28 protein-coding genes are annotated in these 26736 nt (G+C 68.9%); 12 read left to right on the top strand and 16 right to left on the bottom strand.

Annotated features, from left to right (window positions below; genetic code table 11):
• Nucleotides 1–162 precede the first annotated feature (162 nt).
• The 6 genes from CSC65_RS12005 to CSC65_RS11980 all read right to left on the bottom strand — a co-directional run bounded on the left by CSC65_RS12005 (nt 163) and on the right by CSC65_RS11980 (nt 5750).
• Entirely contained in the window at nt 163–1218 is a 1056-nt protein-coding gene (locus tag CSC65_RS12005; RefSeq protein WP_162410813.1) for a sulfate/molybdate ABC transporter ATP-binding protein, read from the bottom strand.
• A gap of 13 nt (nt 1219–1231) precedes the next feature.
• On the bottom strand, nt 1232–2146 hold the full coding sequence (cysW, locus tag CSC65_RS12000; protein ID WP_425501358.1) for a sulfate ABC transporter permease subunit CysW: 915 nt from the start codon (nt 2144–2146) through the stop codon (nt 1232–1234).
• A 52-nt stretch (nt 2147–2198) separates the two neighbouring features.
• Nucleotides 2199–3011 carry a sulfate ABC transporter permease subunit CysT gene (gene cysT / locus CSC65_RS11995; protein WP_274379413.1) on the bottom strand — a complete coding sequence of 271 codons (813 nt, stop codon included), beginning with the start codon at nt 3009–3011 and terminating at the stop codon, nt 2199–2201.
• Between the two features lie 80 nt (nt 3012–3091).
• Nucleotides 3092–3328, bottom strand: coding sequence for a hypothetical protein (locus CSC65_RS11990; protein WP_162410810.1), 237 nt, complete (start codon nt 3326–3328; stop codon nt 3092–3094).
• Nucleotides 3325–4350, bottom strand: coding sequence for a sulfate ABC transporter substrate-binding protein (locus tag CSC65_RS11985; RefSeq protein ID WP_162410809.1), 1026 nt, complete (start codon nt 4348–4350; stop codon nt 3325–3327). Before CSC65_RS11985 ends, CSC65_RS11990 begins: the two co-directional genes overlap by 4 nt.
• Nucleotides 4351–4385: 35 nt before the next feature.
• The gene (locus CSC65_RS11980; protein ID WP_238390376.1) at nt 4386–5750 is read right to left on the bottom strand and encodes an OprO/OprP family phosphate-selective porin; all 1365 of its coding nucleotides are present in this window, start codon (nt 5748–5750) and stop codon (nt 4386–4388) included.
• Nucleotides 5751–6015: 265 nt separating this feature from the next.
• Between CSC65_RS11980 and kbl the strand changes: the two genes are divergently transcribed.
• Nucleotides 6016–7215, top strand: a complete 1200-nt coding sequence (gene kbl, locus CSC65_RS11975) for a glycine C-acetyltransferase (RefSeq protein WP_162410807.1) — start codon at nt 6016–6018, stop codon at nt 7213–7215.
• A gap of 23 nt (nt 7216–7238) precedes the next feature.
• Here kbl and CSC65_RS11970 read toward each other — a convergent pair whose 3' ends face one another.
• From CSC65_RS11970 to CSC65_RS11955, 4 genes are all read right to left on the bottom strand, one after another.
• Nucleotides 7239–7559, bottom strand: a complete 321-nt coding sequence (locus tag CSC65_RS11970) for an LPS-assembly lipoprotein LptE (protein ID WP_238390375.1) — start codon at nt 7557–7559, stop codon at nt 7239–7241.
• An 88-nt stretch (nt 7560–7647) separates the two neighbouring features.
• Nucleotides 7648–8403, bottom strand: a complete 756-nt coding sequence (locus CSC65_RS11965; protein WP_162410806.1) for a pseudouridine synthase — start codon at nt 8401–8403, stop codon at nt 7648–7650.
• A gap of 49 nt (nt 8404–8452) precedes the next feature.
• Nucleotides 8453–8959 (bottom strand): hypothetical protein, encoded by a 507-nt coding sequence (locus CSC65_RS11960; protein WP_162410805.1) that lies wholly within the window; start codon nt 8957–8959, stop codon nt 8453–8455.
• A gap of 157 nt (nt 8960–9116) precedes the next feature.
• Nucleotides 9117–10199: an OmpA family protein gene (locus tag CSC65_RS11955; protein ID WP_162410804.1), complete on the bottom strand. Its 1083-nt coding sequence runs from the start codon at nt 10197–10199 to the stop codon at nt 9117–9119.
• 319 nt (nt 10200–10518) lie between these two features.
• On the opposite strand from CSC65_RS11955, the gene CSC65_RS11950 reads away from it, so the two are divergent.
• The 4 genes from CSC65_RS11950 to CSC65_RS11935 all read left to right on the top strand — a co-directional run bounded on the left by CSC65_RS11950 (nt 10519) and on the right by CSC65_RS11935 (nt 15568).
• Nucleotides 10519–11538 carry a zinc-binding alcohol dehydrogenase family protein gene (locus CSC65_RS11950; RefSeq protein ID WP_162410803.1) on the top strand — a complete coding sequence of 340 codons (1020 nt, stop codon included), beginning with the start codon at nt 10519–10521 and terminating at the stop codon, nt 11536–11538.
• 89 nt (nt 11539–11627) lie between these two features.
• Nucleotides 11628–13667, top strand: coding sequence for an NADPH-dependent 2,4-dienoyl-CoA reductase (locus CSC65_RS11945; RefSeq protein WP_162410802.1), 2040 nt, complete (start codon nt 11628–11630; stop codon nt 13665–13667).
• 698 nt (nt 13668–14365) lie between these two features.
• Nucleotides 14366–14821 (top strand): cell wall hydrolase, encoded by a 456-nt coding sequence (locus tag CSC65_RS11940; RefSeq protein WP_162410801.1) that lies wholly within the window; start codon nt 14366–14368, stop codon nt 14819–14821.
• 135 nt (nt 14822–14956) lie between these two features.
• Entirely contained in the window at nt 14957–15568 is a 612-nt protein-coding gene (locus CSC65_RS11935) for a glutathione S-transferase family protein (protein WP_162410800.1), read from the top strand.
• A gap of 165 nt (nt 15569–15733) precedes the next feature.
• On the opposite strand, the gene CSC65_RS11930 is transcribed toward CSC65_RS11935, so the two are convergent.
• From CSC65_RS11930 to prpB, 3 genes are read right to left on the bottom strand one after another with little or no spacing between them, the layout of a single operon-like run.
• On the bottom strand, nt 15734–16315 hold the full coding sequence (locus tag CSC65_RS11930; RefSeq protein ID WP_162410799.1) for a hypothetical protein: 582 nt from the start codon (nt 16313–16315) through the stop codon (nt 15734–15736).
• A gap of 40 nt (nt 16316–16355) precedes the next feature.
• Nucleotides 16356–17507: a bifunctional 2-methylcitrate synthase/citrate synthase gene (gene prpC, locus CSC65_RS11925; RefSeq protein WP_162410798.1), complete on the bottom strand. Its 1152-nt coding sequence runs from the start codon at nt 17505–17507 to the stop codon at nt 16356–16358.
• Between the two features lie 11 nt (nt 17508–17518).
• Nucleotides 17519–18418 carry a methylisocitrate lyase gene (gene prpB, locus CSC65_RS11920; protein WP_162410797.1) on the bottom strand — a complete coding sequence of 300 codons (900 nt, stop codon included), beginning with the start codon at nt 18416–18418 and terminating at the stop codon, nt 17519–17521.
• 116 nt (nt 18419–18534) lie between these two features.
• On the opposite strand from prpB, the gene CSC65_RS11915 reads away from it, so the two are divergent.
• On the top strand, nt 18535–19767 hold the full coding sequence (locus tag CSC65_RS11915; RefSeq protein ID WP_162410796.1) for a citrate synthase family protein: 1233 nt from the start codon (nt 18535–18537) through the stop codon (nt 19765–19767).
• A 33-nt stretch (nt 19768–19800) separates the two neighbouring features.
• On the opposite strand, the gene CSC65_RS11910 is transcribed toward CSC65_RS11915, so the two are convergent.
• Nucleotides 19801–20046: a Crp/Fnr family transcriptional regulator gene (locus CSC65_RS11910; protein ID WP_162410795.1), complete on the bottom strand. Its 246-nt coding sequence runs from the start codon at nt 20044–20046 to the stop codon at nt 19801–19803.
• Nucleotides 20047–20195: 149 nt separating this feature from the next.
• On the opposite strand from CSC65_RS11910, the gene CSC65_RS11905 reads away from it, so the two are divergent.
• Together CSC65_RS11905 and CSC65_RS11900 are read left to right on the top strand one after the other, a co-directional pair.
• Complete coding sequence (locus CSC65_RS11905) at nt 20196–20657, top strand: hypothetical protein (RefSeq protein WP_162410794.1); 462 nt, start codon at nt 20196–20198, stop codon at nt 20655–20657.
• Between the two features lie 275 nt (nt 20658–20932).
• Nucleotides 20933–21217: a hypothetical protein gene (locus CSC65_RS11900; RefSeq protein WP_162410793.1), complete on the top strand. Its 285-nt coding sequence runs from the start codon at nt 20933–20935 to the stop codon at nt 21215–21217.
• Nucleotides 21218–21497: 280 nt separating this feature from the next.
• Here the strand turns inward: CSC65_RS11900 and CSC65_RS11895 are convergent, their stop codons facing one another.
• The gene (locus CSC65_RS11895) at nt 21498–21818 is read right to left on the bottom strand and encodes a hypothetical protein (protein WP_162410792.1); all 321 of its coding nucleotides are present in this window, start codon (nt 21816–21818) and stop codon (nt 21498–21500) included.
• Between the two features lie 271 nt (nt 21819–22089).
• Here CSC65_RS11895 and CSC65_RS11890 point away from each other — a divergent pair, with 271 nt between their 5' ends.
• From CSC65_RS11890 to CSC65_RS11875, 4 genes are all read left to right on the top strand, one after another.
• The gene (locus CSC65_RS11890; protein WP_162410791.1) at nt 22090–23055 is read left to right on the top strand and encodes an alpha/beta hydrolase; all 966 of its coding nucleotides are present in this window, start codon (nt 22090–22092) and stop codon (nt 23053–23055) included.
• Entirely contained in the window at nt 23052–24104 is a 1053-nt protein-coding gene (locus CSC65_RS11885) for a glycoside hydrolase family 43 protein (protein WP_238390374.1), read from the top strand. Before CSC65_RS11890 ends, CSC65_RS11885 begins: the two co-directional genes overlap by 4 nt.
• 402 nt (nt 24105–24506) lie before the next feature.
• Nucleotides 24507–25106: a HupE/UreJ family protein gene (locus tag CSC65_RS11880; RefSeq protein WP_202922875.1), complete on the top strand. Its 600-nt coding sequence runs from the start codon at nt 24507–24509 to the stop codon at nt 25104–25106.
• A 78-nt stretch (nt 25107–25184) separates the two neighbouring features.
• Entirely contained in the window at nt 25185–25646 is a 462-nt protein-coding gene (locus tag CSC65_RS11875; protein WP_202922874.1) for a YMGG-like glycine zipper-containing protein, read from the top strand.
• A 139-nt stretch (nt 25647–25785) separates the two neighbouring features.
• On the opposite strand, the gene CSC65_RS11870 is transcribed toward CSC65_RS11875, so the two are convergent.
• Nucleotides 25786–26676: a pseudouridine synthase gene (locus tag CSC65_RS11870; protein WP_162410789.1), complete on the bottom strand. Its 891-nt coding sequence runs from the start codon at nt 26674–26676 to the stop codon at nt 25786–25788.
• Nucleotides 26677–26736 lie beyond the last annotated feature (60 nt).

Raw genomic sequence — 26736 nt, 5'->3', positions numbered from 1 at the left:
GCTGGCGCAGCGGGACCGTGGGCGGTAGCGCGAACGTGCTCACGGCTTCACAAATAATTAACCCGCTCGATATTGCGGTGCAACATTCCCCCGCGTCAAGTGCCGGATCGCGCGGCGCGCGCGACCGGTCCTGGAAGACGTAACAGGGAAGATTGGCGCCCGTCAGGCCGCCGGAAAGGCGCCGAACCTCACCGGCAGCAGGCCCACTCGACTCCCCGGTGGATGTGCCTTCTCGGCCCCCACCGGCAACTCGACTTCAACCTCCTCGTGCCCTGCACCATCGCCATGCAGCCGCGCACGCACGCGCACGCGCGGCCCGCTGCGCTGGCTACCCAGCACGGTCGCTTCCCAGCCCCCCTCGCCCAGGCGCAGGTCTTCCGGGCGCACGTACAGGTCCAGTTCGCCATCGCCAGGGATTGCAGCGGCAGCCGACGACGCCGGCAGGACCAGCCCGGCAACCTCGATGCGATCGCCAGTGCGCAACCCGCGCAGGCGATTGACCGCACCGACGAAGGAATACACGAACGGCGTCGCCGGACGGTCATAGGCTTCGGCCGGCGTGGCCAGCTGCTCGATCCGCCCGTTGTTGAGGATCGCTACCCGGTCGGCCAGCTCCAGCGCCTCCTCCTGGTCGTGGGTGACGAACACCGTGGTCAACCCGGTCTGCTCATGCAGCTGCCGCAGCCAGCCGCGCAGGTCGCGCCGGACCTGCGCATCGAGCGCACCAAACGGCTCGTCCAGCAGCAGCACGCGCGGCTCGATCGCCAATGCGCGCGCGAGTGCCACACGCTGACGCTGGCCGCCGGAAAGCTGCGCCGGGTAGCGTCCGCCCAGTCCCTGCAATTGCACCAGCGAAAGCAGCTCCTCCACCCGGCCGCTGATCTTCGCCGCAGGCCAGCGGTCGCGGCCGCGCCGGACGTTCAGGCCGAAGGCGATGTTGTCGGCCACGGTCAGGTGGCGGAACAGGGCGTAGTGCTGGAACACGAATCCCACGCGCCGCTCCTGCACGCTCAACCGGGTCGCGTCCTCGCTGCCGAACAGCACGCGTCCGTCGTCCGGATGTTCCAGCCCGGCGATCACGCGCAGCAGCGTGGTCTTGCCCGACCCCGAAGGCCCGAGCAGCGCCAGCAGTTCGCCCTGGTGGATTTCCAGGTCGATGCCGTCCAGCGCGGCGAACGCGCCGAAGCGCTTGTGCAGGTGTTCGATCCGGATCGCCATACGTACTCCGTGTTCAGTGGCGGTGGTTGGCGGCCAGCGACTCGCCATGGCGCCACTCCAGCCAGGTCTTCAGCACCAGCGTGACCAGTGCGCTCAATGCCAGCAGCGAGGCCGCGGCGAACGCGGCGCTGTAGGCGTATTCGTTGTAGAGGATCTCCACGTGCAACGGCAGCGTGTTGGTACGGCCGCGGATGTGGCCGGACACCACCGACACGGCGCCGAACTCGCCCATCGCCCGCGCGCCGCACAGCAGCACGCCGTAGAGCAGCGCCCAGCGGATGTTGGGCAGGGTCACCCGCCAGAACGTCTGCCAGCCGCTGGCGCCCAGGCTCATCGCCGCCAGTTCCTCGTCCACGCCCTGCTGCTCCATCAGCGGCATCAGTTCGCGGGCGATGAACGGGAAGGTGACGAAGATCGTGGCCAGCACGATGCCCGGCAGCGCGAAGATGATCTTCGGCAACTGCAGGTGGATCTCGCCCCACAGCGGCAGGGTGAAGCGCCACCCTTCGTCGATCAGCGGGTACACCCAGCCCTGCGCGCCGAAGATCAGCACGAAGACCAGGCCGGCCACCACCGGCGACACCGCGAAGGGCAGGTCGATCAAGGTGACCAGCCAGCGCTTGCCAATGAAGTCGTGCTTGGTCACCGCCCAGGCCGCCGCAACGCCGAACACGAGGTTGAGCGGCAGCACGATCGCGGTCACCAGCAAGGTCAGGCGGATCGCGGCCAGCGCATCGGGTTCGGTGACGGCGACGATGAAGGCATCGACACCGCCGCGCAGTGCCTCGGTGAACACCAGCAACAACGGCAGCAGCAGGAACGAGAGCAGGAATGCCAGCGCGAGGACGATCAGCGACACCTGCACCCAGCGGGGCTCGGTGGTCGGCGATGCCGGCCGGGCCGGACTGCGATCACGTGCGTGCTGCACCACACGTTCCCCGGCGTCGACGGCAAGGATTGCGCCCAATGTATCACCCATCTCAGCCGCCTCCCCTGCGTTCGCCGCGCGCCATCCTCGATTGCAGCGTGTTGATCAGCAGCAGCAAGGCGAACGAGAGCAGTAGCATCGCCGCTGCGATCGCGGTCGCCCCGGCGTAGTCGAATTCCTCGAGCTTGATGGTGATCAGCAGCGGCGCGATCTCCGAGACCTGCGGGATGTTGCCGGCGATGAAGATCACCGATCCGTACTCTCCCACGCCGCGTGCGAACGCCAGGGCGAAGCCGGCCAGCACGGCCGGCCACAGCGTTGGCAGGACGACCCGGCGTACGGTCTGCCAGCGGCCGGCGCCGAGCGTGGCGGCGGCCTCCTCCAGTTCGCGCTCGACCTCGGCCAGCACCGGCTGCACGACCCGCACCACGAACGGCAGGCCGATGAACACCAGTGCGACCGTGATTCCCAGCGGTGTATAGGCGACCTTTATCCCCACCGACTCCAGCCAGCGCCCCATCCAGCCATTGGGGCCGTACAGCGCGGTCAGCGCGATGCCCGCCACCGCGGTGGGCAAGGCGAACGGCAGGTCGATCATCGCGTCGAACAGGCGCCGGCCCGGGAAGCGGTAGCGCACGAACACCCAGGCGACCAGCGTGCCCATCACCGCATTGAACGCGGCCGCGGCCAGCGCGGTGCCGAAGCTGATCCTCAGCGCCGCCAGCACGCGCGGCTCGGTCCAGATCCGCCACAGTCCGTCCAGGCCCAGCTGCGCGGAGTGCACGAACAGGCCCAGCAGCGGGAGCAACACGATCAGGCCAAGCCAGGCCATCGTGTAGCCCAGGCTGAGCCCGAACCCGGGAATCACCCGGCGCCGGCGCCCGGACACGGCCACGCCGCCCTGGGGCGGCGTGCCGTTCGCATCGATCGTCGTGCTGCCCGTCGTCATCGCTTCGAATAGGTCCTGTCGGATACTCCGCCATCGGCGAAGTGCTTCTTCTCCGCCTCCAGCCAACTGCCGAACGCCGATCCCGCGCGGAAGGTTTCGAGTTCCGGGAAACTCGCCGCATGCCGCCGCAGCACCGCATCATCCACGGGGCGCAGGTAATTTTTCGCAAAGACCTCCTGCCCGGCCGGCGTGTAGTGGTGCATGCGCAGTCCCCCGGTCACGTCGCCGGTCACTTCTTGGCCTGGATCTGGTCGAACTCGCCACCGTCGGCGAAGTGTTTCTTCTGCGCCGCGGCCCACGAACCGAACACGCCATCGATCGTCACCAGTTCCACCTTGGGGAAGCGGACGATGTCGGCCGGGTCGGCGTGCTGCGGATGGCGCGGGCGGTAGTAATGCTTGGCCGCGATGCGCTGGCCCTCGGGCGAGTACAGGTACTGCAGGTAGGCCTGCGCAACCTCGCGCGTGCCGTGCTTGTCCACGTTCCTGTCGACCAGGGCGACCGGAGGCTCGGCCAGGATCGAGAGCGAGGGCACGACGATGTCGAACTTGTCCGGGCCCAGTTCCTCTATCGACAGGAACGCCTCGTTCTCCCAGGCCAGCAGCACGTCGCCGATGCCGCGCTGGACGAACGTGGTGGTCGAACCACGCGCACCGGTATCGAGCACCGGCACGTTGCGGAACAGCGCGGCGACGAAGTTGCGGGTCTTGGCCTCGTCACCCTGGAAGATCTTCAAACCGTAGGCCCAGGCCGCCAGGTAATTCCAGCGCGCGCCCCCGGAAGTCTTCGGATTGGGGGTGATCACCGACACGCCGGACTTGAGCAGGTCCGGCCAGTCGCGGATGCCCTTCGGATTGCCCTTGCGCACCAGGAACACGATCGTCGAGGTGTAGGGCGTGCTGTTCTCCGGCAGGCGCTTCTGCCAGTTGGCCGGGAACAGCTTGGCCCGCTCGGAGATCGAATCGATGTCGTAGGCCAGCGCCAGGGTCACGATGTCGGCCTCGAGGCCGTCGATCACCGCGCGGGCCTGCTTGCCCGATCCGCCATGCGAGGTCTCGATCGCGACCTTCTGGCCCTTGGTCTCCTGCCAGTGCCTGGCGAAGGCGGCGTTGTAATCGCGGTAGAGCTCGCGGGTGGGGTCGTAGGACACGTTGAGCAGCTGCGCGTCCTTGGCGACCGCCCCGCCCGCCAGCACCAGGCCGAAGGCGGCCGCGGCGAGGCGCAACGCGAACCTGCGGGTGTTGTGCGTGTTCATGGATATGGCTCCTCGGGTTTGTCGTGGGAAGCAGATCAGAACGCGACCTGCAGCCGGGTGAACACTGCCTTTTCCGTCTCGCGGTCGGCGCCGGCGGCGGCACCTCCATCGAAGCTCGTCTGCAGGTAGTTGGCGACCAGTTTCAGGTTGCTGGTGAGGTACCAGTTGACGCCCACCGTCCACGCCTGCGCACTGCGCGCCGCGACTGCCGGATCGGCGAACAGCGGGAACGCTGCGTCGTCCACGTCCAGCTCGCCGTAGCGTCCGACCAGCTCCCATGCACCCCAGCCACCCTTGCCCGGGCTGAAGGGGCTGGAGGGCTTGGCTACGCCGCGATAGCTGGCGTCCTCGCCGGTGAGCACCCAGCTGGCCGTGGCCTGCCAGGCGGTGTTCTCGAGTTCAGCCTCGGTGGCACCGACGCGCAGTTCCTGCGCGGACTCGATGTACTCGGCCAGCAGTCCGAAGTTGTTCCGATAGAAGTAGCCCTGCGGAGACCAGCGGGTGCGGCTGCCATCGGCCACCACCGCGCCGCGGTAGTTGAAGAACTGCACCTGGCCGGGCGTGCGGTAACGCGGCAGGAAATTGTTGCCGGTGCCCTGGGTGTCGCCGAAGCTGCCGCCGATGCCGAAGCCCAGGCCGGACCAGAAGTTCGCATCGTTCTTGAACGGTTCGAAGAACAGGCGTCCCGCGTATTCGAAATCGTTGTCCGGGTTGCTGGTCACGGCATCGCGACCATCCACGGAGCCGTTGAACACGCCCGCCGCGTAGGTCACCACGCCCTTGGCCAGCTCGCCCTGCAACTGGACGCCGATGTCGCGGTTGGGGGCCAGTTCGCTGGGCAGCGCGCGTTCGATCGCCGACAACGCCGAGGACGACTCCAGCCGTTCCAGGCCGACCGGCGAGGTGAACTTGCCGACGCGCACGGTCGCCGCGGGCGAGAATTTCAGGTCTGCATAGACGTCGACGATGCTCGCGCTGTCGCCGGCGAACTCCGGCGTGAAGCGGTAACCGATCCACTTGCCGAGCGTGCCCTCGATCGTCGGCCGCGCAGTGCGCAACAGGAACGTGTCATAGGTGCCGGCCGGCTCGCCAGCGCTGTAGAAGCGACCGTCGCCCTGGATCAGGCCGCGGATCTTGAGTTCGTAGTCTCCATTGGCCGACTTGAAGGATGCGCCCTTGTCGCTGACCGCCACCACGACGGCCTCCTTTTCCTTGGCCACGCGCGCCTCTTCCTGCAATTCAAGGTTGCGCTCCAGCACGCGCAGGCGCTGGTCCAGCGTGGCCACGTCGCTCACCTGTCCATCGGCGGCCGCCGGTGCGGCGCCATAGCGCGCCTCCAGGGCTTCCAGGCGACGCTGCAGCTCCTCCACCGTGGGCTTCTGCTGGGCCAGGGCAGGCATGGCCAACGAACAGGCCAGCGCCCCGGTCAGCCAGATTCCCGGCCTCCCGCCGGCATCACGCCTTTCGCCCGCCTCTCGCTGCTGCATCTGGGGATACCCGTCGTCATGGCCTGAGGCCGGTGACGAGATAATCCCTATTCAGGTTCGGGACGGGAAATGAATAAGGACGAGCACCTTATAGCTGCAAGGCATTAGCCGCTCTCGCAGGATGCGCCGGGTAAAATGCCTCGCTTACCGCCCGACCCCGCCTCCAAGGATCCGCGACATGTCCGACGCCGCCCTCGCCCGCTACGCCAGCCAGCTGGAGGGCCTGCGCGAGCAGGGCCTGTTCAAGGCCGAACGGATCATCACCAGCCCGCAGTCGGCCGAGATCCAGCTGGCCGATGGCCGCCGTGTGCTGAACTTCTGCGCCAACAACTACCTGGGACTGGCCGATCACCCGGACATCATCGCGGCGGCCAAGGACGCACTGGATTCACATGGGTTCGGGATGGCGTCGGTGCGCTTCATCTGCGGCACCCAGGACCTGCACAAGCAGCTGGAGCGGACCATCGCCGACTTCTTCGGCACCCAGGACACGATCCTCTACGCGGCCTGCTTCGACGCCAACGGCGGCCTGTTCGAGCCTTTGCTGGACGAGAACGACGCGATCATTTCCGATGCCCTCAACCACGCCTCGATCATCGACGGCGTGCGCCTGTGCAAGGCCAGGCGCTACCGCTACGCCAACTGCGACATGGCCGACCTGGAAAAGCAGTTGCAGCAGGCCCGCGCCGACGGCGCGCGCACGATCATGGTCACCACCGACGGCGTGTTCTCGATGGACGGCTTCATCGCCCCGCTGGACCAGATCACCGCGCTGGCGAAGAAGTACGACGCGCTGGTCCACATCGACGAATGCCATGCGACCGGCTTCCTTGGCGCGACCGGCCGTGGCTCGGCCGAGGTCAAGGGCGTGATGGAGAAGATCGACATCTTCACCGGCACCTTGGGCAAGGCGATGGGCGGCGCGCTGGGCGGCTTCACCACCGCGCGCGCGGAGGTGATCGAACTGCTGCGCCAGCGCTCGCGCCCCTACCTGTTCTCCAATTCGCTGCCGCCGCACGTGGTCGCCGCGGGCATCAAGGCATTCGACATGCTGGCGTCGGCGGGCGAGCTGCGCACCCGGCTGCAGGAAAACACCGCCCACTTCCGCGAGCGCATGACCGCCGCCGGCTTCGACATCAAACCGGGCGTGCATCCGATCTGCCCGGTGATGCTGTACGACGCGCCGCTGGCGCAGAAGTTCGCCCAGCGGCTGCTGGAGGAAGGCATCTACGCGATCGGCTTCTTCTTCCCGGTGGTGCCACAGGGCCAGGCGCGGATCCGCACCCAGATGAGCGCGGCGCACACCCGGGAACAACTGGACCGGGCGATCGATGCCTTCATCCGCATCGGCCGCGAGCTCGGGGTGATCGGCGGCTGACGCGTCGCCGTCTGGACCGGAGGTCAGTCGTTCTTGGGCTTGGTCTTGGCCTTTGCCGCCGCGATCGCCTTGCCCTTGCCCTTGGCGGGCTTGGGGGTGGATCCGCCCTTGGCGACGCGCAACCCACGCGCCTTCATCCAGGCGTCGAAGTCGTCGGCGCTCATCCGCTTGCCCTTCTGGGTCATGTCGAACCGGTAGGGGTACGGATCCTTGCCGTGGACGGCGACAACGTCCTCCTTGGCCGCGGCCTTCGCCGCCGAGCGCGGCTTCTTCCCCGCGCAGGCGGTCAGCAGGGCAACACCGGCCAGCAGCATCAGGATGTGGAACGGACGCATCCGCGACATGGATTTCCCCGGCATGGTTCGACCGCGGCAGTGTAGGCGCAGGGCAACGGTGCAAACCGTGCGGCAGTGCCGGTTTGCCGCAGCGCGATCAGCGTGGCACCGGCGCGGTCGCCGGTGCCAGCGCATCGCGCTCGCTGTCCTGGAGCAGGCGCCACTCGCCCTTGCCGAGCGTACCCAGCGCCAGGCCACCGATCGCCACGCGCACCAGGCGCAACACGCCGACGTCGAATGCGGCCAGCAGGCGGCGGATCTGCCGGTTGCGCCCTTCGTCGAGCACGATCTCCAGCCAGGCGTTGCGCTCCCCGCAGCGCAGCACCGAGACCGACTTCGCGCGCAGGTGTTCGCCTTCCACGTCCGTGCCCTGCTCCAGCAGCGCCAGCCATGCGGCATCGGGCAGGCGATCGACCTGCACGTGGTAGGTCTTGTCGGGTCCGCTGGCCGGGTCGAGGATCGCGAACGCCCATTGCGGGTCGTTGCTGAAAAGCAGCAACCCCTCGCTGGCCTTGTCCAGGCGCCCGACCGGCGCCAGCCAGGGCAACGGCGCACCCTCCAGGCAGCGGTAGACCGTGTCGCGTCCCTGCTCGTCGCGCGTGCTGGTCACCAGGCCACGCGGCTTGTTGAGCATCAGGTACTGGCGCGGCGGTGGTGCGGCGTCCAGGCCGTCGACCTGCACGCGCCGCATGCCGTCGTGCAACGGGTATTCGGGATCGCGGACGATGCGCCCGTCGACCCGCACGCGTCCATCGCGTATCCAGTTCGCCGCTTCGGTGCGCGAGCACACGCCTGCCTTGGACAGCACTCGTGCAAGCCCATGGCGCGGTGTTGCGGGATGGCGACCTGCCATCGAAGCGCGACATGCCGCCGGACGGGAGGGATCCCCTCCGTGACCGGGGTCAGTCCTTGGCCGGAGGCTTGGCTGGCGCCGCGGGAGCAGCAGCAGGCTGAGCGGCAGCCGGCTTGCCGGTGGCCACGCGCGCGCCGCGCGCCTTCATCCAGGCGTCGAACTCGTCGGCGGTCATGCGCTTGCCATCCTGGGTCATGTTGAAACGCCAGGGGGTATTGTCGAATTCGGTCTTGGGCTTGTAGGCCGCCGGATCGTTGGAACTGACCGCGGCCGGCGAGGCGGGCAGGGCCTTGGCGACGTTGCGGCAGCCCTCGATCCGCAGGCGCAGCAACACCCGGTCCAGCGACTGGCTGGCATCGGACTCGGGGGCAAGCACGCCACTGGGCATTCCCAGTTGCGAGGTGCGCGAGCCCAGTTCCGGTGCGACCGGCGCGGCTACCGTGGCATGCAACGGCAGCGGAGCCTGCACCATCGGGCCGGAACAGTTGGCGGCAGCAATCGCGGCAACCGGGATATAGGCGAGGCCAAACAGGCCGGCAGCGACGATGGCGCGCATCTGGATGGTTCCTGGAGATGGTCGAGCCGAGTGTAGGCAGCGGCATCGGGTGATTCAAGGACGCACGACGCAAATCCCGCGCGTGGGCATTCCCGGGCATGAAAAAAACAAGGCCCGGCAGAAGCCGGGCCTTGTGGTTTTGCCGCTTGGCGTCCGATCAGTTCTGGACGTTCAGCTCGGTACGACGGTTGGTTTCGTTCTTGCAACCCGGCAGCGTCTGCGGGGTCGGCTCGAGCGGACGGCTCTCGCCGTAGCCCACCGGACCGGCCAGGCGACCGGCATCGATGCCGTTGCTGGTCAGGTAGTCGTACACCGTCTTGGCGCGACGCTCGGACAGCTTCTGGTTGTAGTCCTCGGCACCGCACAGGTCGGTGTGGCCGGCGACTTCAACCTTCAGCTGCGGATAACGGCGCAGGATCTCGGTGGCTTCGCCCAGGGTCGCCAGCGCGTCGGGACGCAGGGTCGCCTTGTCGAAGTCGAAGTTCACACCCTTCAGGTCGATCGACACCGGCACCGGGCAACCGTCCGGACCCACAACCGTACCGGCCTGCGTGTCGGGGCACTTGTCGTCGCAGTTGTTGACGCCGTCGCCGTCGTCGTCCAGGTCGGCGCAGCTCGGCGCGGCCGGCGGCGGAGCGACCGGGGCAGCCGGCGGCGGACCCAGCGGGATCACCAGGCCGATCGAGGCGAGGATGTCGCCGAACCAGTCTTCGCTCGGCGCATTGACGCTGCGGTCGTCGAAGTCGGCGCGGTACGCCACTTCGGCACGCACGGCGACGCGCTGGTCAAAGGTGGTCTGCAGGCCGACACCGACCTTGGCAGCAAGGTTGCCGTCTTCACGACGACCCGGGGAATCCGGGTTCGGGAAGGCGTCGAACTCTTCCTCGGCGCGCTGGTAGCCAACACCGAACAGGAAGTACGGGTTGTACTCACGGCCTTCCTGGATCAGGAAGCGACGGAAGTCCAACGAAACGCCGTACTGGCTCCAGTTCAGGTGACGATTGCTGTTCAGACCGGGGTTCTGGTAGTTCAGCTCGCCGTCGATGGACCAGTTCGGGCTGACGAACTTGCCCAGACCCAGGCCCAGGAAGGGGACGTCTTCGGTGCCGCGACCGCTGTCCTGGAAGTTGAAGCCCGCCGAACCGGTAAGGTACCAGCGGTCATCAAACTCCTGCGCGGAAGCAGCCTGCGCAACGGCGAGGCCGCCAAGCAGTGCTGCAGTCAGAAGTTTCTTATTCATCTCATCTAGCTCCTTGCTGATTCGGGGGTGAAGAAACCGTGTTGCCTCAGGTCACTGCAGATGCCCTACCAAGGGAACTTTCGGCGGACATCCCTGACGGCCGTTCTGCACGTCGTCCCGCAAAAGCCTAGGCGGGAACAGGTGAAGACGGTGTTAACAGTACCATAACATGTGAAAACCGTCGATCCGATTGCACTTTTGCGCATTCCTTAATGCTCTGCAAGCGATTTTGTGCTTACCCCCGGCATCCCCCTCGGCCGGGCCGGCCTCGTGCCCGGGCCCGCGGCATACTGGCCCGGCGAATCCAAGGATGAAATGCATGAAAGCAGTCGCCCTGACCCGCTACCTGGCCGTCGACGATCCCGACTCGCTCCAGGACGTCACCCTGCCGCGCCCCCTGCCCGCCCCCCGCGACCTGCTGGTCCGGGTCGAGGCGGTGTCGGTCAATCCGGTCGACGCCAAGCTGCGCGCGCCCAAGCCGCAGGTCGAGGCGCAACCGCGCGTCCTGGGCTTCGACGCGGCGGGCGTGGTCGAGGCGGTCGGCGATGAAGTGACCCTGTTCCAGCCCGGCGACGAAGTCTATTACGCCGGCGACGTGACCCGTCCGGGGTGCAACGCGCAGTACCAGCTCGTCGACGAACGCCTGGTGGGCCCCAAGCCGACCACCCTGGACTTCGCCGAGGCCGCGGCCCTGCCGCTGACCACGATCACCGCCTGGGAACTGCTGTTCGAGCGCATGCCGTTCGCGTTCGACGCCGAGGGCAACGGCCGTAGCCTGCTGGTTGTCGGCGGCGGCGGCGGGGTGGGTTCGATCGCCATCCAGCTGGCCCGGCATGCCGGCTTCCGGGTGATCGCCACCGCCTCTCGCGCCGGGACCGACGACTGGTGTCGCCAGCTCGGCGCCCACGACGTGATCGACCACCGCCAACCGCTGGCGCCCCAGCTGCAGGCCTTGGGCCTGGAGACCGTCGATGCGGCGATCAACCTGGCTGATACCGACCGCTACTGGGATGCGCTGGGTGAACTGCTGGCGCCGCAAGGCCATGTCGGCCTGATCGTCGAGCCGGCCGGCGCGTTGCGCATCGGCGACCCCTACAAGTCCAAGTGCATCGGCATCCACTGGGAATTCATGTTCGCGCGGCCGCGTTTCCGCACCGCGGACATGATCCGCCACCACCAGATCCTCAGCCGGGTCGGCAGCCTGGTGGAGGCCGGTGAACTGCGCAGCACGCTGACCGGGGTGCTCGGCCCGATCAATGCGGCCAATCTGCGCGAAGCGCACCGGCGCATGGAATCGGGCGGCACGATCGGCAAGCTCGCACTCGCCGGCTGGGAATAACCACCCCCGCCCAGGGCGGACTGGCGGACTTGCCGATATCCTCGATTGGCGGGAGGATGCGCCATCCGTACGCCAGCGTATCTCCGCACATGACGCCAGCCGCCTCCGAAACGCCCTACCCGCACCTGTTCGCCCCGCTGGACCTGGGTTTCGCCACCCTGCGCAATCGGGTGCTGATGGGCTCGATGCACACCGGCCTCGAAGATCGTGCCCGCGACTTCCCGAAGCTGGCGGCCTATTTCTCCGAGCGCGCCGCCGGCGGTGCCGGACTCATCGTCACCGGCGGCTTCGCCCCGAACGTGGTCGGCTGGCTCACCCCGTTCGGCGGCAAGCTGTCGTGGCCGTGGGAGGTAGCGCCGCACCGGCAGGTGACGCGCGCGGTGCATGAGCATGGCGCCAGGATCTGCATGCAGCTGCTGCACGCGGGCCGCTACGGCTACCACCCGCTGCAGGTGGCCCCGTCCAGGCTCAAGGCGCCGATCAACCCGTTCACCCCGCGCGCCCTGTCCGCGCGCGGCGTCGAGCGGCAGATATCCGCGTTCGCCAGCGCTGCGGCGCGTGCGCGCGAAGCCGGCTACGACGGCGTGGAGGTGATGGGTTCGGAGGGCTACCTGATCAACCAGTTCACCGCCCCGCGGACCAACAAACGCGAGGACGCCTGGGGCGGCAGCGCGGAGAAGCGCATGCGCTTCGCGGTGGAGATCGTGCGCCGGGTGCGCGAGGCCTGCGGCCCGGACTTCATCCTCATCTATCGCCTGTCACTGCTGGACCTGGTCGAGGACGGCAATGCCTGGGACGAAATCGTCGCCCAGGCGCGCGCGGTCGAAGCCGCGGGCGCGACCATCATCAATTCCGGCATCGGCTGGCACGAAGCGCGCGTGCCGACCATCGCCACCTCGGTGCCGCGCGGCGCGTTCGCCGGGATCACCGCGCGGCTCAAGCCGCATGTGTCGGTGCCGCTGGTCGCGGTGAACCGGATCAACATGCCCGAGGTGGCCGAAGGCATCCTCGCCGCCGGCCAGGCCGACATGGTCTCGCTGGCCCGTCCGCTGCTTGCCGACCCGGAGTGGGTGAACAAGGCCCGCGGCGGCCGCGCGCGCGCCATCAACACGTGCATCGCCTGCAACCAGGCCTGCCTGGACCATGTGTTCGAGAACAAGGTCGCCAGCTGCCTGGTCAACCCGCGCGCGGTCGCCGAGACCGAGCTCAACTACCTGCCGGCCACCGTGAAGAAGCGCATCGCCGTGGTCGGCGCAGGCCCGGCCGGCCTGGCCTGTTCGACCGTGGCCGCCCAGCGCGGCCATGCAGTCACCCTGTTCGATGCCGCCGGCGAGATCGGCGGCCAGTTCAACCTGGCCAAGCGCATCCCGGGCAAGGAAGAATTCCACGAGACGCTGCGCTACTACGGCCACCTGCTGGAGGAAACCGGGGTCGAGATCCGCCTCGGCACGCGCGTCGGCCCGGCCGAACTGGCCGGCTTCGACGAGATCGTGCTGGCCACCGGCATCGCGCCGCGCCGGGTCGATTTCCCCGGCGCCGACCATCCGATGGTGGTCAGCTACCTGGACGTATTGAGCGGCCGCGCCAGCGTCGCCGGGCGGGTGGCGATCATCGGCGCCGGCGGGATTGGTTTTGACGTCGGCGAGTTCCTGGTGCAGGAGGGCGAATCGCCCAGCCTCGACCCGGTCCGCTGGCGCGCCGAATGGGGCGTGGACCTGGACGGCGACGGCCGCGGCGGCCTGGCCCGGCCGCAACCCGAACCGGCCGCGCGCGAAGTCTGGCTGCTGCAGCGCAGCCCGGGCCGTCCCGGCGCCCGCCTGGGCAAGACCACCGGCTGGATCCACCGCGCCACGCTCAAGGCCAAGGGCGTGAAGATGCTCGGCGGAGTCGAATACCTGGGGGGGGACGACGATGGCCTGCGCATCCGCATCGACGGCGCCGAACAGCTGCTGCCGGTCGGCAGCGTGGTGGTGTGTGCCGGCCAGGAGCCGCAGCGCGAGCTGCAGGCCGCGCTGCAGGCCGCCGGCGCGACTGCACCGGTGCACCTGATCGGCGGCGCCGACGTGGCCGCCGAACTGGACGCCAAGCGCGCGATCGCCCAGGGCAGCCGGCTCGCCGCCGGCTTCTGAGGCTGGCAGCACACTGCGGCCCCCAGCTCCAGACCCCCGCTGCAGCCGCTCCCTGTAGGAGCGGGCACGACCGCGACACCGAGGATGCCGGACTCTCGAGGACGCCGCCCCGCCACGGCGTCGGTGTCGCGGGCTGAACCCCGCTCCTACAAACATCACCTCGGTGGCCGCCGCCTCCAGACCCCCGCTGCAGCCGCTCCCTGTAGGAGCGGGCACGACCGCGACACCGAGGACGACCCTGCAGGACCTTCACCCGCCCCGAGGCACCCACCCTGGGGTCTGGACACCTGAAGGCCACTGCAGAGCCGCCGCTTGCAACCACGAGAAGCCACGCCCTCTTCTGAAAACCCCGCATCCGGCACCCCCCTGACACCCTCGCTTCCCAGCCCATGCAGCCGGTTCCCGACCCTCACCCGCTGCCCGGACCAGCCCGAAAACCGTGCGCCCGTCACTTTTTCACACCCCGCTTCAGCCCGCCCTGTCAAGCAACCCCGTTCAGTTTCGGTTGGCAAACCGGCCCCTATCGTGCCGCCACTTCCCCGGCCCGCCGCCTTAGGCGGGTCAGCCGGCCACCAGATTCGCCGGCACCCGGGGCGGCCCGCAGACACGGCCGCCTCCCCATGACGCCCGCAGCGTTATGCGCCGCCCTCCCCGTGAGGACGTCGCCAACGCCGCGTAGACGGAGCAAGGAGAAACTGATGAAGCTGGCATGGATCCTCTGGCTGTCGCAGCTCATGCCGCAGCCGGCCGCCGACTCGCTCTGCCTGAGCACGACGGTGTACCTGGAAGCCCGCGACCAGAGCGTGCGCGGCCAGGAAGCGGTTGCCGAGGTGGCCCTTCGCCGCCGCGACAGCGGCCTGTGGGGCGACTCGATGTGCGACGTGGTCACCGCGCGCAAGCAGTTCGCGCCGACGATCGTCTCGCCCAACACCCAGCTGGCCAACATGAAGGCCTGGGATCGCTCGATCGACGTAGCCCTGCGCGCCGAGCGCAACTGGGCCCTGCCGGTCGGCCAGCGCCGCGAGATCGTGCCCGGCGCCAGCCACTTCGCCGCCCACGCCATCGCCAGCCCGAGCTGGAGCAACTCCTACCAGGTGGCCACGATCGGCGACCACACCTTCTATCGGGTGCAGAAGCTCAAGCCGCGCACCTGAGCGGCCTGCCACCGCCGGGTCCCGCAAGCCGGCCCGTCACGACGGTCCGTTGCGCGACCGGCACGCAGTACGAACGCAAGGCCCGCGATAATCGCGGGCCTTTCTTCTTTCCGCGTCCGTGCCGAGGATCCCCGCATGAAGCTCTATACCAAGCCTGGTGCCTGCTCCACCGCCGTCCACATCGACCTGGCGTGGACCGGCGAGACCTACGAACTGGAAGTGCTGGGTGCCGAGGCGATGAAAGCCCCCGCCTTCCGCGCGCTCAACCCGGCCGGCTCGGTGCCGGTCCTGGTCGATGGCGACTTCGTCCTGACCCAGAACGCGGCCATCGTCGGCTACATCGCCGACCGCTTCCCGCAGGCCGGGCTGGCCGGCGACGGCAGCGCCCGCCAGCGCGGCGAGGCGACCCGCTGGCTGTCCTTCGTCAATTCGGACCTGCACCCGGCCTTCAAGCCGCTGTTCGGGCCGGGCAACTTCATCGACGACCCGGCCCAGCACGACGCTGTGAAGGCCGCCGCACGCAAGCGCGTGCGCGCCCTGTTCGAAACGGCCGACCGGCAGCTGCAGGGACGCGAGTGGCTGGCCGGCTTCCGCAGCTTCGCCGACCCGTACCTGTACGTGACCGTGCGCTGGGCCGGCCGGGTGGGCGTGGACCTGTCGGGCCTGGATGCACTGGCCGCCTTCCAGGCGCGCATGGACGCCGACGCCGGCGTGCAGCGCGCGCTCCAGGCCGAAGGCCTGGCCTGACCGGTCCGCGCCGCCCGGACCTGCCAACGGCCGCCGGCAGAGCCCGCCGGCCGATAGGTCCGGTGGCGGGCGGGCACGGTAGACCGGCGCGCCGCAACGGCCGCCGGGCGGCAGGTACCGGAATCCGGGTCGCGGCGGCCGGCCGACAGGCCCGCCGCCCATGACTCAGGCCGGCACTTCCAGGGTGCGTTCCCAGTCGCTGGCGAAACTCTCGCCCTTGGCCTTGGCCACGGCCGCGCGCAGCTCGGGCAGCAGGGCCTGCAGGCTGTCGGCATCGCCGCAGCGCTCGACCTTGAGCTGCAGGAAGTAACCGCGCAGGCCCAGGTGGGCGCGCACGGCTTCGCTCATGCGTTCGTAGAGATGCAGGTAGGAACCGGAGCGCTTGTCCGCCTGGCCCTTCGCCGGCGGCGCGTCCGCGGGCGCTGCACTCGCCTGCGCGACCGCTGCCTCGGCCGCAGTTGCCAGGCGCACGTCCGGTGGCCGGCTGGCCGGCCGCGGCCCCAGCGCACCCATCAGCCCGGCCGCGTCGAACCCGCTCGGCACCAGTTCGATCAGGCCGTCGGCCAGCAATGCGGCCAGCGCGTCGTCGGGCGCCTTCATCCCGGCCGCCACCTCGCGCAGCTGGGCCAGCGAGCGCTGGCCGTCCACCATCAGCAGCACGGTACGCAGCGGCGGCGACAGCCGCCGGCCGCGATCACGTATCTCGTCGCGTCCCGCATCGGTCTTGCGGTAGATCCCCTCGCGCATGGCTCCCCCCGAGCGTCCGCGACTTCATGTTTTCAATCCCCTACCCGCGGCGGTCGATCGGGACGAACTCGAGGTTCTCCGGACCGGTGTAGTTGGCGCTGGGCCGGATAATCTTGCCATCAATCCGCTGTTCGATCACGTGCGCACTCCAGCCGGAAGTGCGGGCGATCACGAAAAGCGGGGTGAACATGGCCGTCGGCACGCCCATCATGTGGTAGCTGACCGCGCTGAACCAGTCCAGGTTGGGGAACATCTTCTTGATGTCCCACATCACCGTCTCCAGCCGCTCGGCGATGTCGTACATCTTCATGCTGGACTGCTCGGCCGACAGGTCCCGGGCCACCTGCTTGATCACGCCGTTGCGCGGGTCGCCGACCGTGTACACCGGGTGGCCAAAACCGATGACCACTTCCTTGCGCTCGACCCGGGCCTTGATGTCGGCCTCGGCGTCGTCGGGGGTGTCGTAGCGCTTCTGCACCTCGAAGGCGACCTCGTTGGCGCCACCGTGCTTGGGCCCGCGCAAAGCGCCGATCGCCCCGCCGATGCAGCTGTGCATGTCGCTGCCGGTGCCGGCGATCACCCGCGCGGTGAAGGTCGATGCGTTGAACTCATGCTCGGCGTACAGCACCAGCGAGGTGTGCATCGCCCGCACCCACGATTCGCGCGGCGGCACGCCGTGCAGCAGGTGCAGGAAATGGCCGCCGATGGAGTCGTCGTCGGTCTCCACGTCGATGGCGCGGCCGTTGTGCGACCAGTGGTACCAGTACAGCAGCATCGAACCCAGGCACGCCATCAGCTTGTCGGCGATGTCGCGCGCGCCGGGATGGTTGTGGTCGTCCTTCTCCGGCGACACGCAACCGAGCACCGACACGCCGGTGCGCATCACGTCCATCGGGTGCGCCGACGGCGGCAGTTCCTCCAGCGCGGCCTTGACCGCCGCCGGGATGCCGCGCAGCGACTTCAGTTTCGCCTTGTATGCGCGCAGTTCGGCGGCGTTGGGCAGCTTGCCGTGGACCAGCAGGTGCGCGATCTCCTCGAACTCGCTGGTCGCGGCCAGGTCGAGGATGTCGTAGCCACGGTAGTGCAGGTCGTTGCCGCTGCGGCCGACCGTGCACAGGGCCGTGTTGCCGGCGGGCGTCCCGCTCAGGGCGACGGACTTCTTCGGCTTGAAGGGGGTGGTGGTCTCGCTCATCTGGGTACTCCTCAGGATTTCTTCGCAGCGAACAAGCCGTCGAGCTTCTGCTCGAAGGCGTGGTAGCCGATGCGGTCATAGAGTTCTTCGCGGGTCTGCATCGTGTCGAGCACCGCCTGCTGGTGGCCATCGCGGCGGATCGCCTGGTACACGTTCTCGGCTGCCTTGTTGGCGGCGCGGAACGCCGACAGGGGGAACAGCTGGATCGCCACGCCGGCCGAGGCCAGCTCGTCGCGGGTGAACAGCGGGGTCTTGCCGAACTCGGTGATGTTGGCCAGCACCGGAACCTTCACCGCGTCGACGAAACGCCGGTAGGTCGGCAGGTCGTAGGCGGCCTCGGCGAAGATGCCGTCCGCACCGGCTTCCACGCACGCGATCGCGCGTTCGATCGCCGCGTCCACGCCGTCCACCGCGATCGCGTCGGTGCGCGCAACCAGGAAGAACGACGCGTCGGTCTTCGCATCGGCCGCGGCCTTGACCCGGTCGGCCATCTCGCCGGCGGAAACAATCTCCTTGCCCGGACGGTGGCCGCAACGCTTGGCGCCGACCTGGTCCTCGATGTGGCACGCCGCCGCGCCGGCCTTGATCAGCGACTTGATCGTGCGCTCGATGTTGAACGCGCTCGGGCCGAAGCCGGTGTCGATGTCGACCATCAGCGGCAGGTCGCACACGTCGGTGATGCGGCGGGTATCGACCAGCACGTCGTCGAGCGTGTTGATGCCCAGGTCCGGCAGGCCCAGCGAACCGGCCGCCACGCCACCACCGGACAGGTAGATCGCGCGATAGCCCGCGCGCTTGGCGAGCAACGCGTGGTTGGCGTTGATCGCGCCGATCACCTGCAGCGGCGATTCGGCGGCCAGGGCGGCGCGGAATTTCGCTCCGGGGGTCAGGGCGGCGACGGACGTGGTCATGGCGGGATCCTCTGCTCTCCCGGCCCATCGGCCGGCGGTTGCGCGCGGAAATGCACGCGGCAGGCGCAATGTGGCACCCTGTCTCCGGTTGATCAATCTTGATGCGGACGATCAATATGTCCTTGGACGCCGACCTGATTCCCGCCTCGGAAGCCTGCCGGCTGCTGGGGATCAGCGCCGCCACCCTGTACGCCTATGTCAGCCGTGGCCTGCTCGAGTCGCGTCCGGGCCAGGACCACCGCAGCCGGGTCTACCGGCGCCAGGACGTGGAGCGGCTGGCCGAGCGCAAGCGCCTGGGGCGCGGCCCCGCCCGCGGCGCCGCGCAGAGCCTGGACCGCGGCCTGCCGGTACTGGAAACCCGGATCTCGCTGATCCGCCCTGACGGCCCCTACTACCGCGGCCGCTCGGCGGTGGCCGCCGCGCAGGCTGGCGCCACCCTGGAAGACATCGCCCGCCTGCTCTGGGACTGCGGCAGCCAGGACCCGTTCGCCTCCGTCCCCGGCGACTGGCCGGCACGCGTGGCCCCGCTGGCCACCGACGCCGAACTGCCGCCGCTGAGCCGGGCGATGGCCGCGATCCCTTTGCTGGCCCTGCACGTGCCGCATTCCTTCCAGGCCGACCAGCCGACCCGACGCGCGGTCGCCGCCACCCTGCTGCGCCAGAACGCCGCGCTGCTGGTCGCCATGCATCCGGCCAGTCCGGTCCACCGCCTGCTCGGCGAGGCCTGGCGTCCCGGCGATGCGAACTTCGCCGAGCTGGTCCGCGCCGCGCTGGTGCTGTGCGCCGACCACGAACTCAACGTATCCGCCTTCGCCGCGCGCGTGGTCGCCTCGACCGGCGCGCACCTGCACGCCACCGTCTGCGCCGGCCTGGCCGCGCTGTCGGGCCCGCGCCATGGCGGCGCCACCGCCCGCGCCTACGCCCTGGTCGAAAGCGCGCGCGAATCGGCCGACATCGACCGCTTCATCGCCCAGCGCTGGCAGCGCGGCGAAGACCTCCCCGGCTTCGGCCACGCCCTCTACCCCGACGGCGATCCACGCGCGGCCACGTTGCTGGCGATGCTGCGCGCCCACGTGGTCGATGCCGATGCGATGCGCACGCTCGAAGCGGTGATCGCCGCCGCCGAAGCGGCCAGCGGCCGGCGCCCGAACGTCGACTTCACCCTCGCCGCGATCTGCCTGGTCCATGGCCTGCCGGCGACGCCAGCACTGTCGATGTTCGCCGCGGGACGACTGGCCGGCTGGCTGGCGCATGCGCTCGAACAGCAGACCCAGGGCCAGCTGATCCGGCCGCGCGCGAGCTACACCGGCCTGCAGCCGGAAGCCGATGCGGACGTGGCGCACGACTAGCCGCTGTGCCCGGGGCGCGGCGATCCCGCCCGGCTATCCCCCGTTCGCCAGGCGGCGCAACGCATCGCCATCGAGGATGCCGATGGTCCGGTAACCGCAGGCAACCCAGCCGCGATCGGCAAGATCGGCCAGGATCGCACCGACCGGATGCCGCGACAGGTTGACCATCTCGCCCAGGTCGGCCTGCGACAGGTGCATGGTCACCGCGCCGCCGGCGTGGTGGCAGCCGGCCTGGTCCAGCAGGACCGCGGCGACGCGCCGCTCGGAGTCCTTGATCATCAGGTCCACGGCCAGGGTCGCGAAGCGCAGGCTGTCCGCGCAGCACCAGCGCGGCGACGTCCTGCCAGCCGCCGGGTTCGTCGGCCAGCAGCGTCCGCAACTTTGAAGCGGCACGCGCCCGATGGGCGTTCGGCCTGGACGTCAACTACATGAACCTGGATGCGGCACCCGACAGGCCGCGCATCCTGGCCGATGTAAGCCAGAAGGCGGTGCAGCCGATGGTGTTCTACCAGCTCAACGACTCGCTCGAAGTCCTGGGCGGCGTCCGTTACAACCGCATCCGCCTGGGCCTGCGCAGCACCCTGCAGATCGCCGACGGCCTCCAGCGCGGGGAAGACTGGATCGACCCCATCGTGGGCCTGCGCTATACGCTTCCTTTGGGCGGAGGCAACTCGTTCGATGTGCTGGCCAATGCGGGGGGCTTCGGAATCGCTTCGGACCTGGCGGTCCAGGTGCGGCCGATGTTCCATTTCGGCATCGGACGGTCGGCGACCCTGGATGCGGGCTACCAGTTCTTCTACATGGCGTACGAGCAAGGCAGCGGCACCGATCGGTTCGCCTACGACGTGTGGACGACCGGGCCGGTGATAGGTCTGACGTTCCGATTCTGATCGTGTCCAGGCCCGTTACCAGGCCAAGCATGCACTTCTGCCCAGGCCGTGCTCGCCGGATCCGGTGCAACGCAGTCACGCCTGCGGCACGCAACCTGCGCTGGAAACGGAGCTGGGCAAGGGGCCGGGCCCACTCCGGGCCAACTCGAGAACTCGATCTGACCCCGTTTGCGAACCTGTTTGCGACGCAACGTGGGGCCAAGGGCCAATTCCTCGTCGCCATCCCGGTACCTAACCTTTCCCGGCGATCGCGCGATCGCCATGGGATGGTCCACATGTCCGAAGAAAACGACGACGCAGTCCTGCAAACGCTGCTCGACCGGCTGCTGCGGTTCCGCCTGCCCCGCGCGCTCGAGCTGAAGAAGCGCGTCGACGCCGGCCAATGCCTGACCGACGCCGACATCGATTTCCTGAAGATGGCGCTCGAAGACGCACAGAACGGACAGAAGTTCGTCGTCCGCAATCCGCAGTTCCACATCCTGGGTTCGCAGATCGTCCAGCTGTACGACGCCATCGTTTCCGGGGCGATGAAGAACGAAGCGGAGCGCGGGGATCGTTGACCGGGAAACAGGGGGGCGGCGTTCTTTCCCCTGAGGCAACCGGCATCCCGCTGCAGTCGGCCGGGACATGTCCATGACCGGTGGACAGGTACCTCTTCCCTTCCACATGGTCGTACCCGACACCGACGATGCCGTGGCCCTTCGCGCCGTTGGAACAGTGACTTTCGATCCATCCGCATCGGCGTGCATCCCGGCTTTCGCGGGAAACGGGGGCGGGTTCACCTCTTGCCCCACTCGATAACTCAACCTGATCCCGTTTGCGCAGGCGTGCGGTCGCCGCCTACGCCAGCCCAAGGCCGAGGTACCAGTCGGCGTAGGGACTGTTCCTTGCGAGGTGCCGGTTGTAGTCCTTCGCGCCGTCGGCCCACCACACCGGGCCGCGTTCGCCCAGCCCGACCTTGGCGGCCTGCACCGCTGCGCGCGCCGCGCGCAGGGCCGCGTCGCCTTCGCGCAACGCATCGCGCACGCCCCGCCGCGCATCCATCAGCTGCCGGACCAGGCGGTCGCGAACGTCGTCCGCCAGGCCCGGATTCGATGCGCGCCACAGGCGGCCGCGCACGACGAGGTAGCGCCTGTCGGGGGTATGGAACGGCTCGGTCACGCAGGCCTGGCCCGTCGGTGAAGGGAAGCCGGATCGTATGCCGCCGAATGACACGGGGCTGTGCGGGTGGCCCCTTCCCCGGCAGCGGAGCTCTTCCGATGAAAGCCGAAGCACGTCCGTTGCGGATACCGGCACGCATGCCAATACACAAACCGGTATCGCTTCGAATGGATATCGGATCGGTGCGAAAAACACGGTGGACGGCCCCTACACTCGGGCCCGGTCGCGCCTTTGAAAGCGCTCCCGTCCATCCAGTCGCCGGAGGTCCGCCATGCCCCTGAAGTCCCGATTCCTTCCCGCCTTCAGCGGCGTCGCGCTGGCCACGGCGTTGCTGTGGATGGTCGCCACGCCGGCACGCGCGCAGGACGATGCGATGACGCCCATCGCGGTGCCCGCTCAGCGCGACGCGATCGAACTGGGAACCGGGCCGCTGCCCGACGCGAAGAATCCCGAAGCCTGGCACCGCCAGTACGGCAGCACGTTCGCGCGCAACGTCACCGTCGCCACGCTCACGCCCTTCCTGCCGGACCCGGCCAAGGCCAACGGTACCGCGGTGATCGTCGCGCCCGGCGGCGGCTTCCGCTCTTTGTCGATGGAGAACGAGGGCTGGCAGGTGGCGCAGGCGCTGGCTGACCGTGGCGTGGCCGCGTTCGTGCTCAAGTACCGGCTCAACCAGACGCCGCCGGACCTGGACGGCTTCGGCAAGTCGATCCGCGAAATGCTGTCGGGCCCGGTGCCGAAGCACCGCATCGACCCGATGTCGTCGATCGCCACGCTCGGTCCGCAGATCGCCGACGCCCGCGCCGCGTTCGCCCTGGTGCGCAGCCGCGCCGACGAGTGGAACATCGACCCTGACCGCATCGGCATGGTCGGTTTCTCCGCCGGCGCCATGCTCACCATCGCCACCACCCTGGCCGGTGAAGACGCCAAGCCCGCCTTCATCGGCGACATCTACGGCCCGCTGGCGCCGCTGGACGTGCCGGCCGACGCGCCGCCGCTGTTCGTCGCGCTGGCCGCCGACGACGGCCTGTTCGCCGGCAGCGGCTTCGGCCTGATCGAAAGCTGGCGCGCTGCCGGACGCCCGGTCGAGTTCCATTTCTACGAACAGGGCGGGCACGGCTTCGGCATGTATCCGAAGACGACCACGAGCACCGAGTGGTTCCACAACTTCACCGCCTGGATGAAGATGCACGGCTGGCTGGAGCCGGCGAAGACCACAGCGGGGACCAGCCGGTGAGCGCTGCGCTTTTCGCGCCGGTCGCGGTAAAAACGGCGCGCACGCCACGCACCGCGACCCTGCTGCTCGCGGCATTGCTGCCGCTGCTCGCCGTGCCGGCGCTGGCTGCGGAACCGGCAGCCAATCGCGCACCCGGCTCCAACCCGCTGTTCCGCGACAAGTTCACCGCCGACCCCGCCCCGCTGGTGGTCGGCGACACGCTCTACCTCTACGTCGGCCACGACCAGGCCCAGCGCGACGAGATGTTCAACATGCGCGAGTGGCTGGTCTATTCGACCACCGACATGAAGCGCTGGACCGACCACGGTCCGATCATGAAAGCCACCGACTTCAAGTGGGCCAAGGCCGACGCCTGGGCTTCGCAGGTGACCGAGAAGGACGGCAGGTTCTGGTTCTACACCGCGGTGGAGCACGACGACACGCATCCGGGCAAGGCGATCGGCGTGGCCGTGTCCGACTCGCCCACCGGCCCGTTCGTCGATGCGAAAGGCTCGGCGCTGGTCACCAACCAGATGACGCCCAAGGGCACGCACAGCTGGGAGGACATCGACCCGACGGTATTCACCGACGACGACGGCAGCACCTGGATCGCGTGGGGCAACCGCCAGGCCTATATCGCCAGGCTCAAGCCCAACATGATCGAGATCGACGGCGAGATCACCGAGATCACGCCGCCGCACTTCGAGGAAGGCCCCTGGCTGCACAAGCGCGACGGGATCTACTACCTGACCTACGCCTCGCTCGACCGCTCGAAGCATCGTGACGAAAAAGTGTCCTACGCCACCGCGCCCTCGATCCAGGGCCCGTGGACGTACCGGGGCGAGCTGACCGGCTCGGGCAAGTACAGCTTCACCATCCATCCGGGCATCGCGCAGTTCAGGGACCAGTGGTACCTGTTCCTGCACAACGCCGCGCTCACCGTCGGCGACCAGAACGGTTCGATCGGCCGGCGCGCGGTCACCGTCGAGCATCTGGAGTACGACGCGGACGGGCTGATGAAGCCGGTGGTGCAGACCGACGCGGGCGTTTCGGTTCCGCCCCCGCGCTAGGTCACCGGGGTCACGTTGCCGCCGGCTCCGACCCACGGAGCCGGTTCGGGTCGTGGCCCGGTCGCGACGCACTGCCGATGCCCACTCGAAAGAGGCGAAGCCGGCCTGGCCACGCCGCAGGGTCGCTGGCATCCACGCGCGGTTCACCGGGGCATATGGCACGCCGGTTCGCAGGGTTTCCGCATGGCGGATCGGGGGGATGCGGAGCCGCGACCGGGTGGGTCCAAAGGCCAATTCGCGGTAGGGAGGCTTCAGGCAGAGTGCGGGAAGCCCCTGCAGCCCCCGGGCTGCGGATCCTGCGCCGCCGCGCACTTCGCCGCGGCCTGGCATCACCGCATCCTTCCGGGTCGCGCGGCACCTGCACGGGCACACCCTGCCCCGACCCTGCCCCCGGAGTCCGTCATGGAACGTCTGCGATTCACCTCGAGCGTCCTGGCCGGAATGTTGGCGTTCATTGTCCTGGGTGCTTGTTCGCGCAAGGAGCCCGTGCAGGCCGCGGTGCCGGCACCTTCTCCGGCAACGGCCAGCGACGTGGCGGCAACCCCCGCCGCGGCCGCCTACCCGACACGCGTGTACTTCGGCGACACGCACCTGCACACGGCGCTGTCGATGGATGCCGGCGCCTCGGGCACCACGCTCATGCCGGCCGATTCGTACCGGTTCGCCAAGGGCGAGGAAGTCACCGGCGCCAGCGGCCAGAAGGCGCGGCTTTCGCGGCGGATCATCGCGTTCCTGTTCGGCCTGCTGCACGGACTCGGGTTCGCCGGCGCGCTGAGCGAAGTCGGACTTCCGGACGATGCGATCCCGGTGGCCCTGCTGTTCTTCAACCTCGGCGTCGAGGTCGGGCAACTGGCCTTTATCGTCGTGGTGCTGGGCATCAAGTTCGTGCTGGCGCGCAAGATCTTCGCCAACCGTCCCGAACACTGGAGCTGGCGCCTGCCGGCCTACGCGATCGGCACGGTGGCGGCGTTCTGGACGATCGAACGGATCGTGGCGTTCTGACCGATGGCAACACCGCCGGCCGACGGCGGCCGGGCATCCGCTTATCGCACCTGACCTTTACTGGACGAGGACCTTTCCATGCGTACTTTCCTGTACACCGTCGCGGCAATCTCCCTGTTCGCAGCCCATGGAGCGTCGGCCGCGCAGAAACCCAGCACCTATCCGGCCAAGGGACAGACCGCAGCGCAGCAAGCCACCGATGACACCGAATGCCTCGCGTGGGCAAAGCAGAGCACCGGCATCGATCCGGCCGCGGTCGCCGCCACGCCCGCGCCGGCCAGCGGACCGAAAGGCGAGCGCCTGCGCGGCGCGGCACGCGGTGCCGCCGCCGGCGCGGTGATCGGCGAGGTCGCCGATAACGACGCCAGCCAGGGCGCAGCGATCGGCGCGACCGCAGGCGTGGTCGCAGGCGGGCGCCGGGCCAGGCAGAACCAGGCGGCGCAGGCTTCGCAGGCGCAGGCCTCCCAGGCGCAGTCGCTGGACACCTTCCATCGCGCGTACGGCGCCTGCATGCAGGGGCGCGGCTACACGGTCAACTAGGCCGTGGCCTGGCGGACTGGCAAGTGTCGCGGCGTTGCCGCGCCCCCTGCCTTCCGCCGACGTCCTGCATGGCTCGCATGCTTGGGCGCTTCCGAGAGGCTTTGGTCGCCCGGCATCGGGATGATCGCGTCGACCCCGATCAGGGCTGCAGCTCGAACCCGCTGGAGAAACTGCGCTCCGCACCACTGAGCGGATCGATGAAGGCCAGCCGCCTGGCCAGCAGCTGCAGGGGCGCCGGGTAATCGCCGTTGGCGCGATGGCGTACCAACGGATAGATCGCATCGTTGGCGATCGGTGCGCCAAGCGCGGCCATGTGCACGCGCAGCTGGTGCTTGCGGCCGGTGACCGGCATCAAGGCATACCGCCAGCCATCCTCGCCGCGTGCGATGACATCGATCCGGGTTTCGCTGTTGACCGGGCCTTCGACCTCCCGCATGCGGAAGAACGGTTCGCCGGCGACGATCCGGCTGGAACGGACCAGCGGAAACTCCAGATCGGGCAATGCCGGCGCGATCGCTTCGTAGCTCTTGTCGATCCGCCGCTCGCGGAACAGCGCCTGGTAATGCGCGCGGCTGCGCGGGTTGGTCGAGAACAGCACCAGCCCGGCGGTGTCGCGATCGATCCGGTGCAGCGGCACCAGCGCCGTGTTCGCGGTACGGCGGACCAGGCGGCCGAGCAGGGTTTCATGGACGTGCGCCCCGGCGGGCGTGACCGGCAGGAAATGCGGCTTGTCCGCCACCAGCAGGTCCGCGTCGGCATGCAGGACGACTTCATCGAACGGGATCACCGGTTCGTCGGCGACCTCACGGTAGTAGTGGACCTCGAGCCCGACGCGGTACGGCGTCTCCGGCGTCACTGCCCTGCCGTCGCCATCCACGACCCGGCCGCGCGCCATCCGCTCCTGCCACTGTGCGCGCGCCACCGCGGGGAACCGATCGCATAGGCAATCCAGCACCGTCGGCCACGCCCCGGGTGGCAGCTGCAGCGTGCTGGCGGCGAGTCCATCGATGCTGGGCGGGCGCGGGCGCATGCGTGCAGTGTGTCATCGGCGGGAGGACGCGTCAGCGTGCCGCGCGCGCGGCCGGCCATC

This window comes from Pseudoxanthomonas daejeonensis (assembly GCF_010093205.1).
Lineage (GTDB): Bacteria > Pseudomonadota > Gammaproteobacteria > Xanthomonadales > Xanthomonadaceae > Pseudoxanthomonas > Pseudoxanthomonas daejeonensis.
The sequence above is the reverse complement of the archived record's forward strand: the minus strand, read 5'-3'. Positions and strand labels throughout refer to the sequence as shown.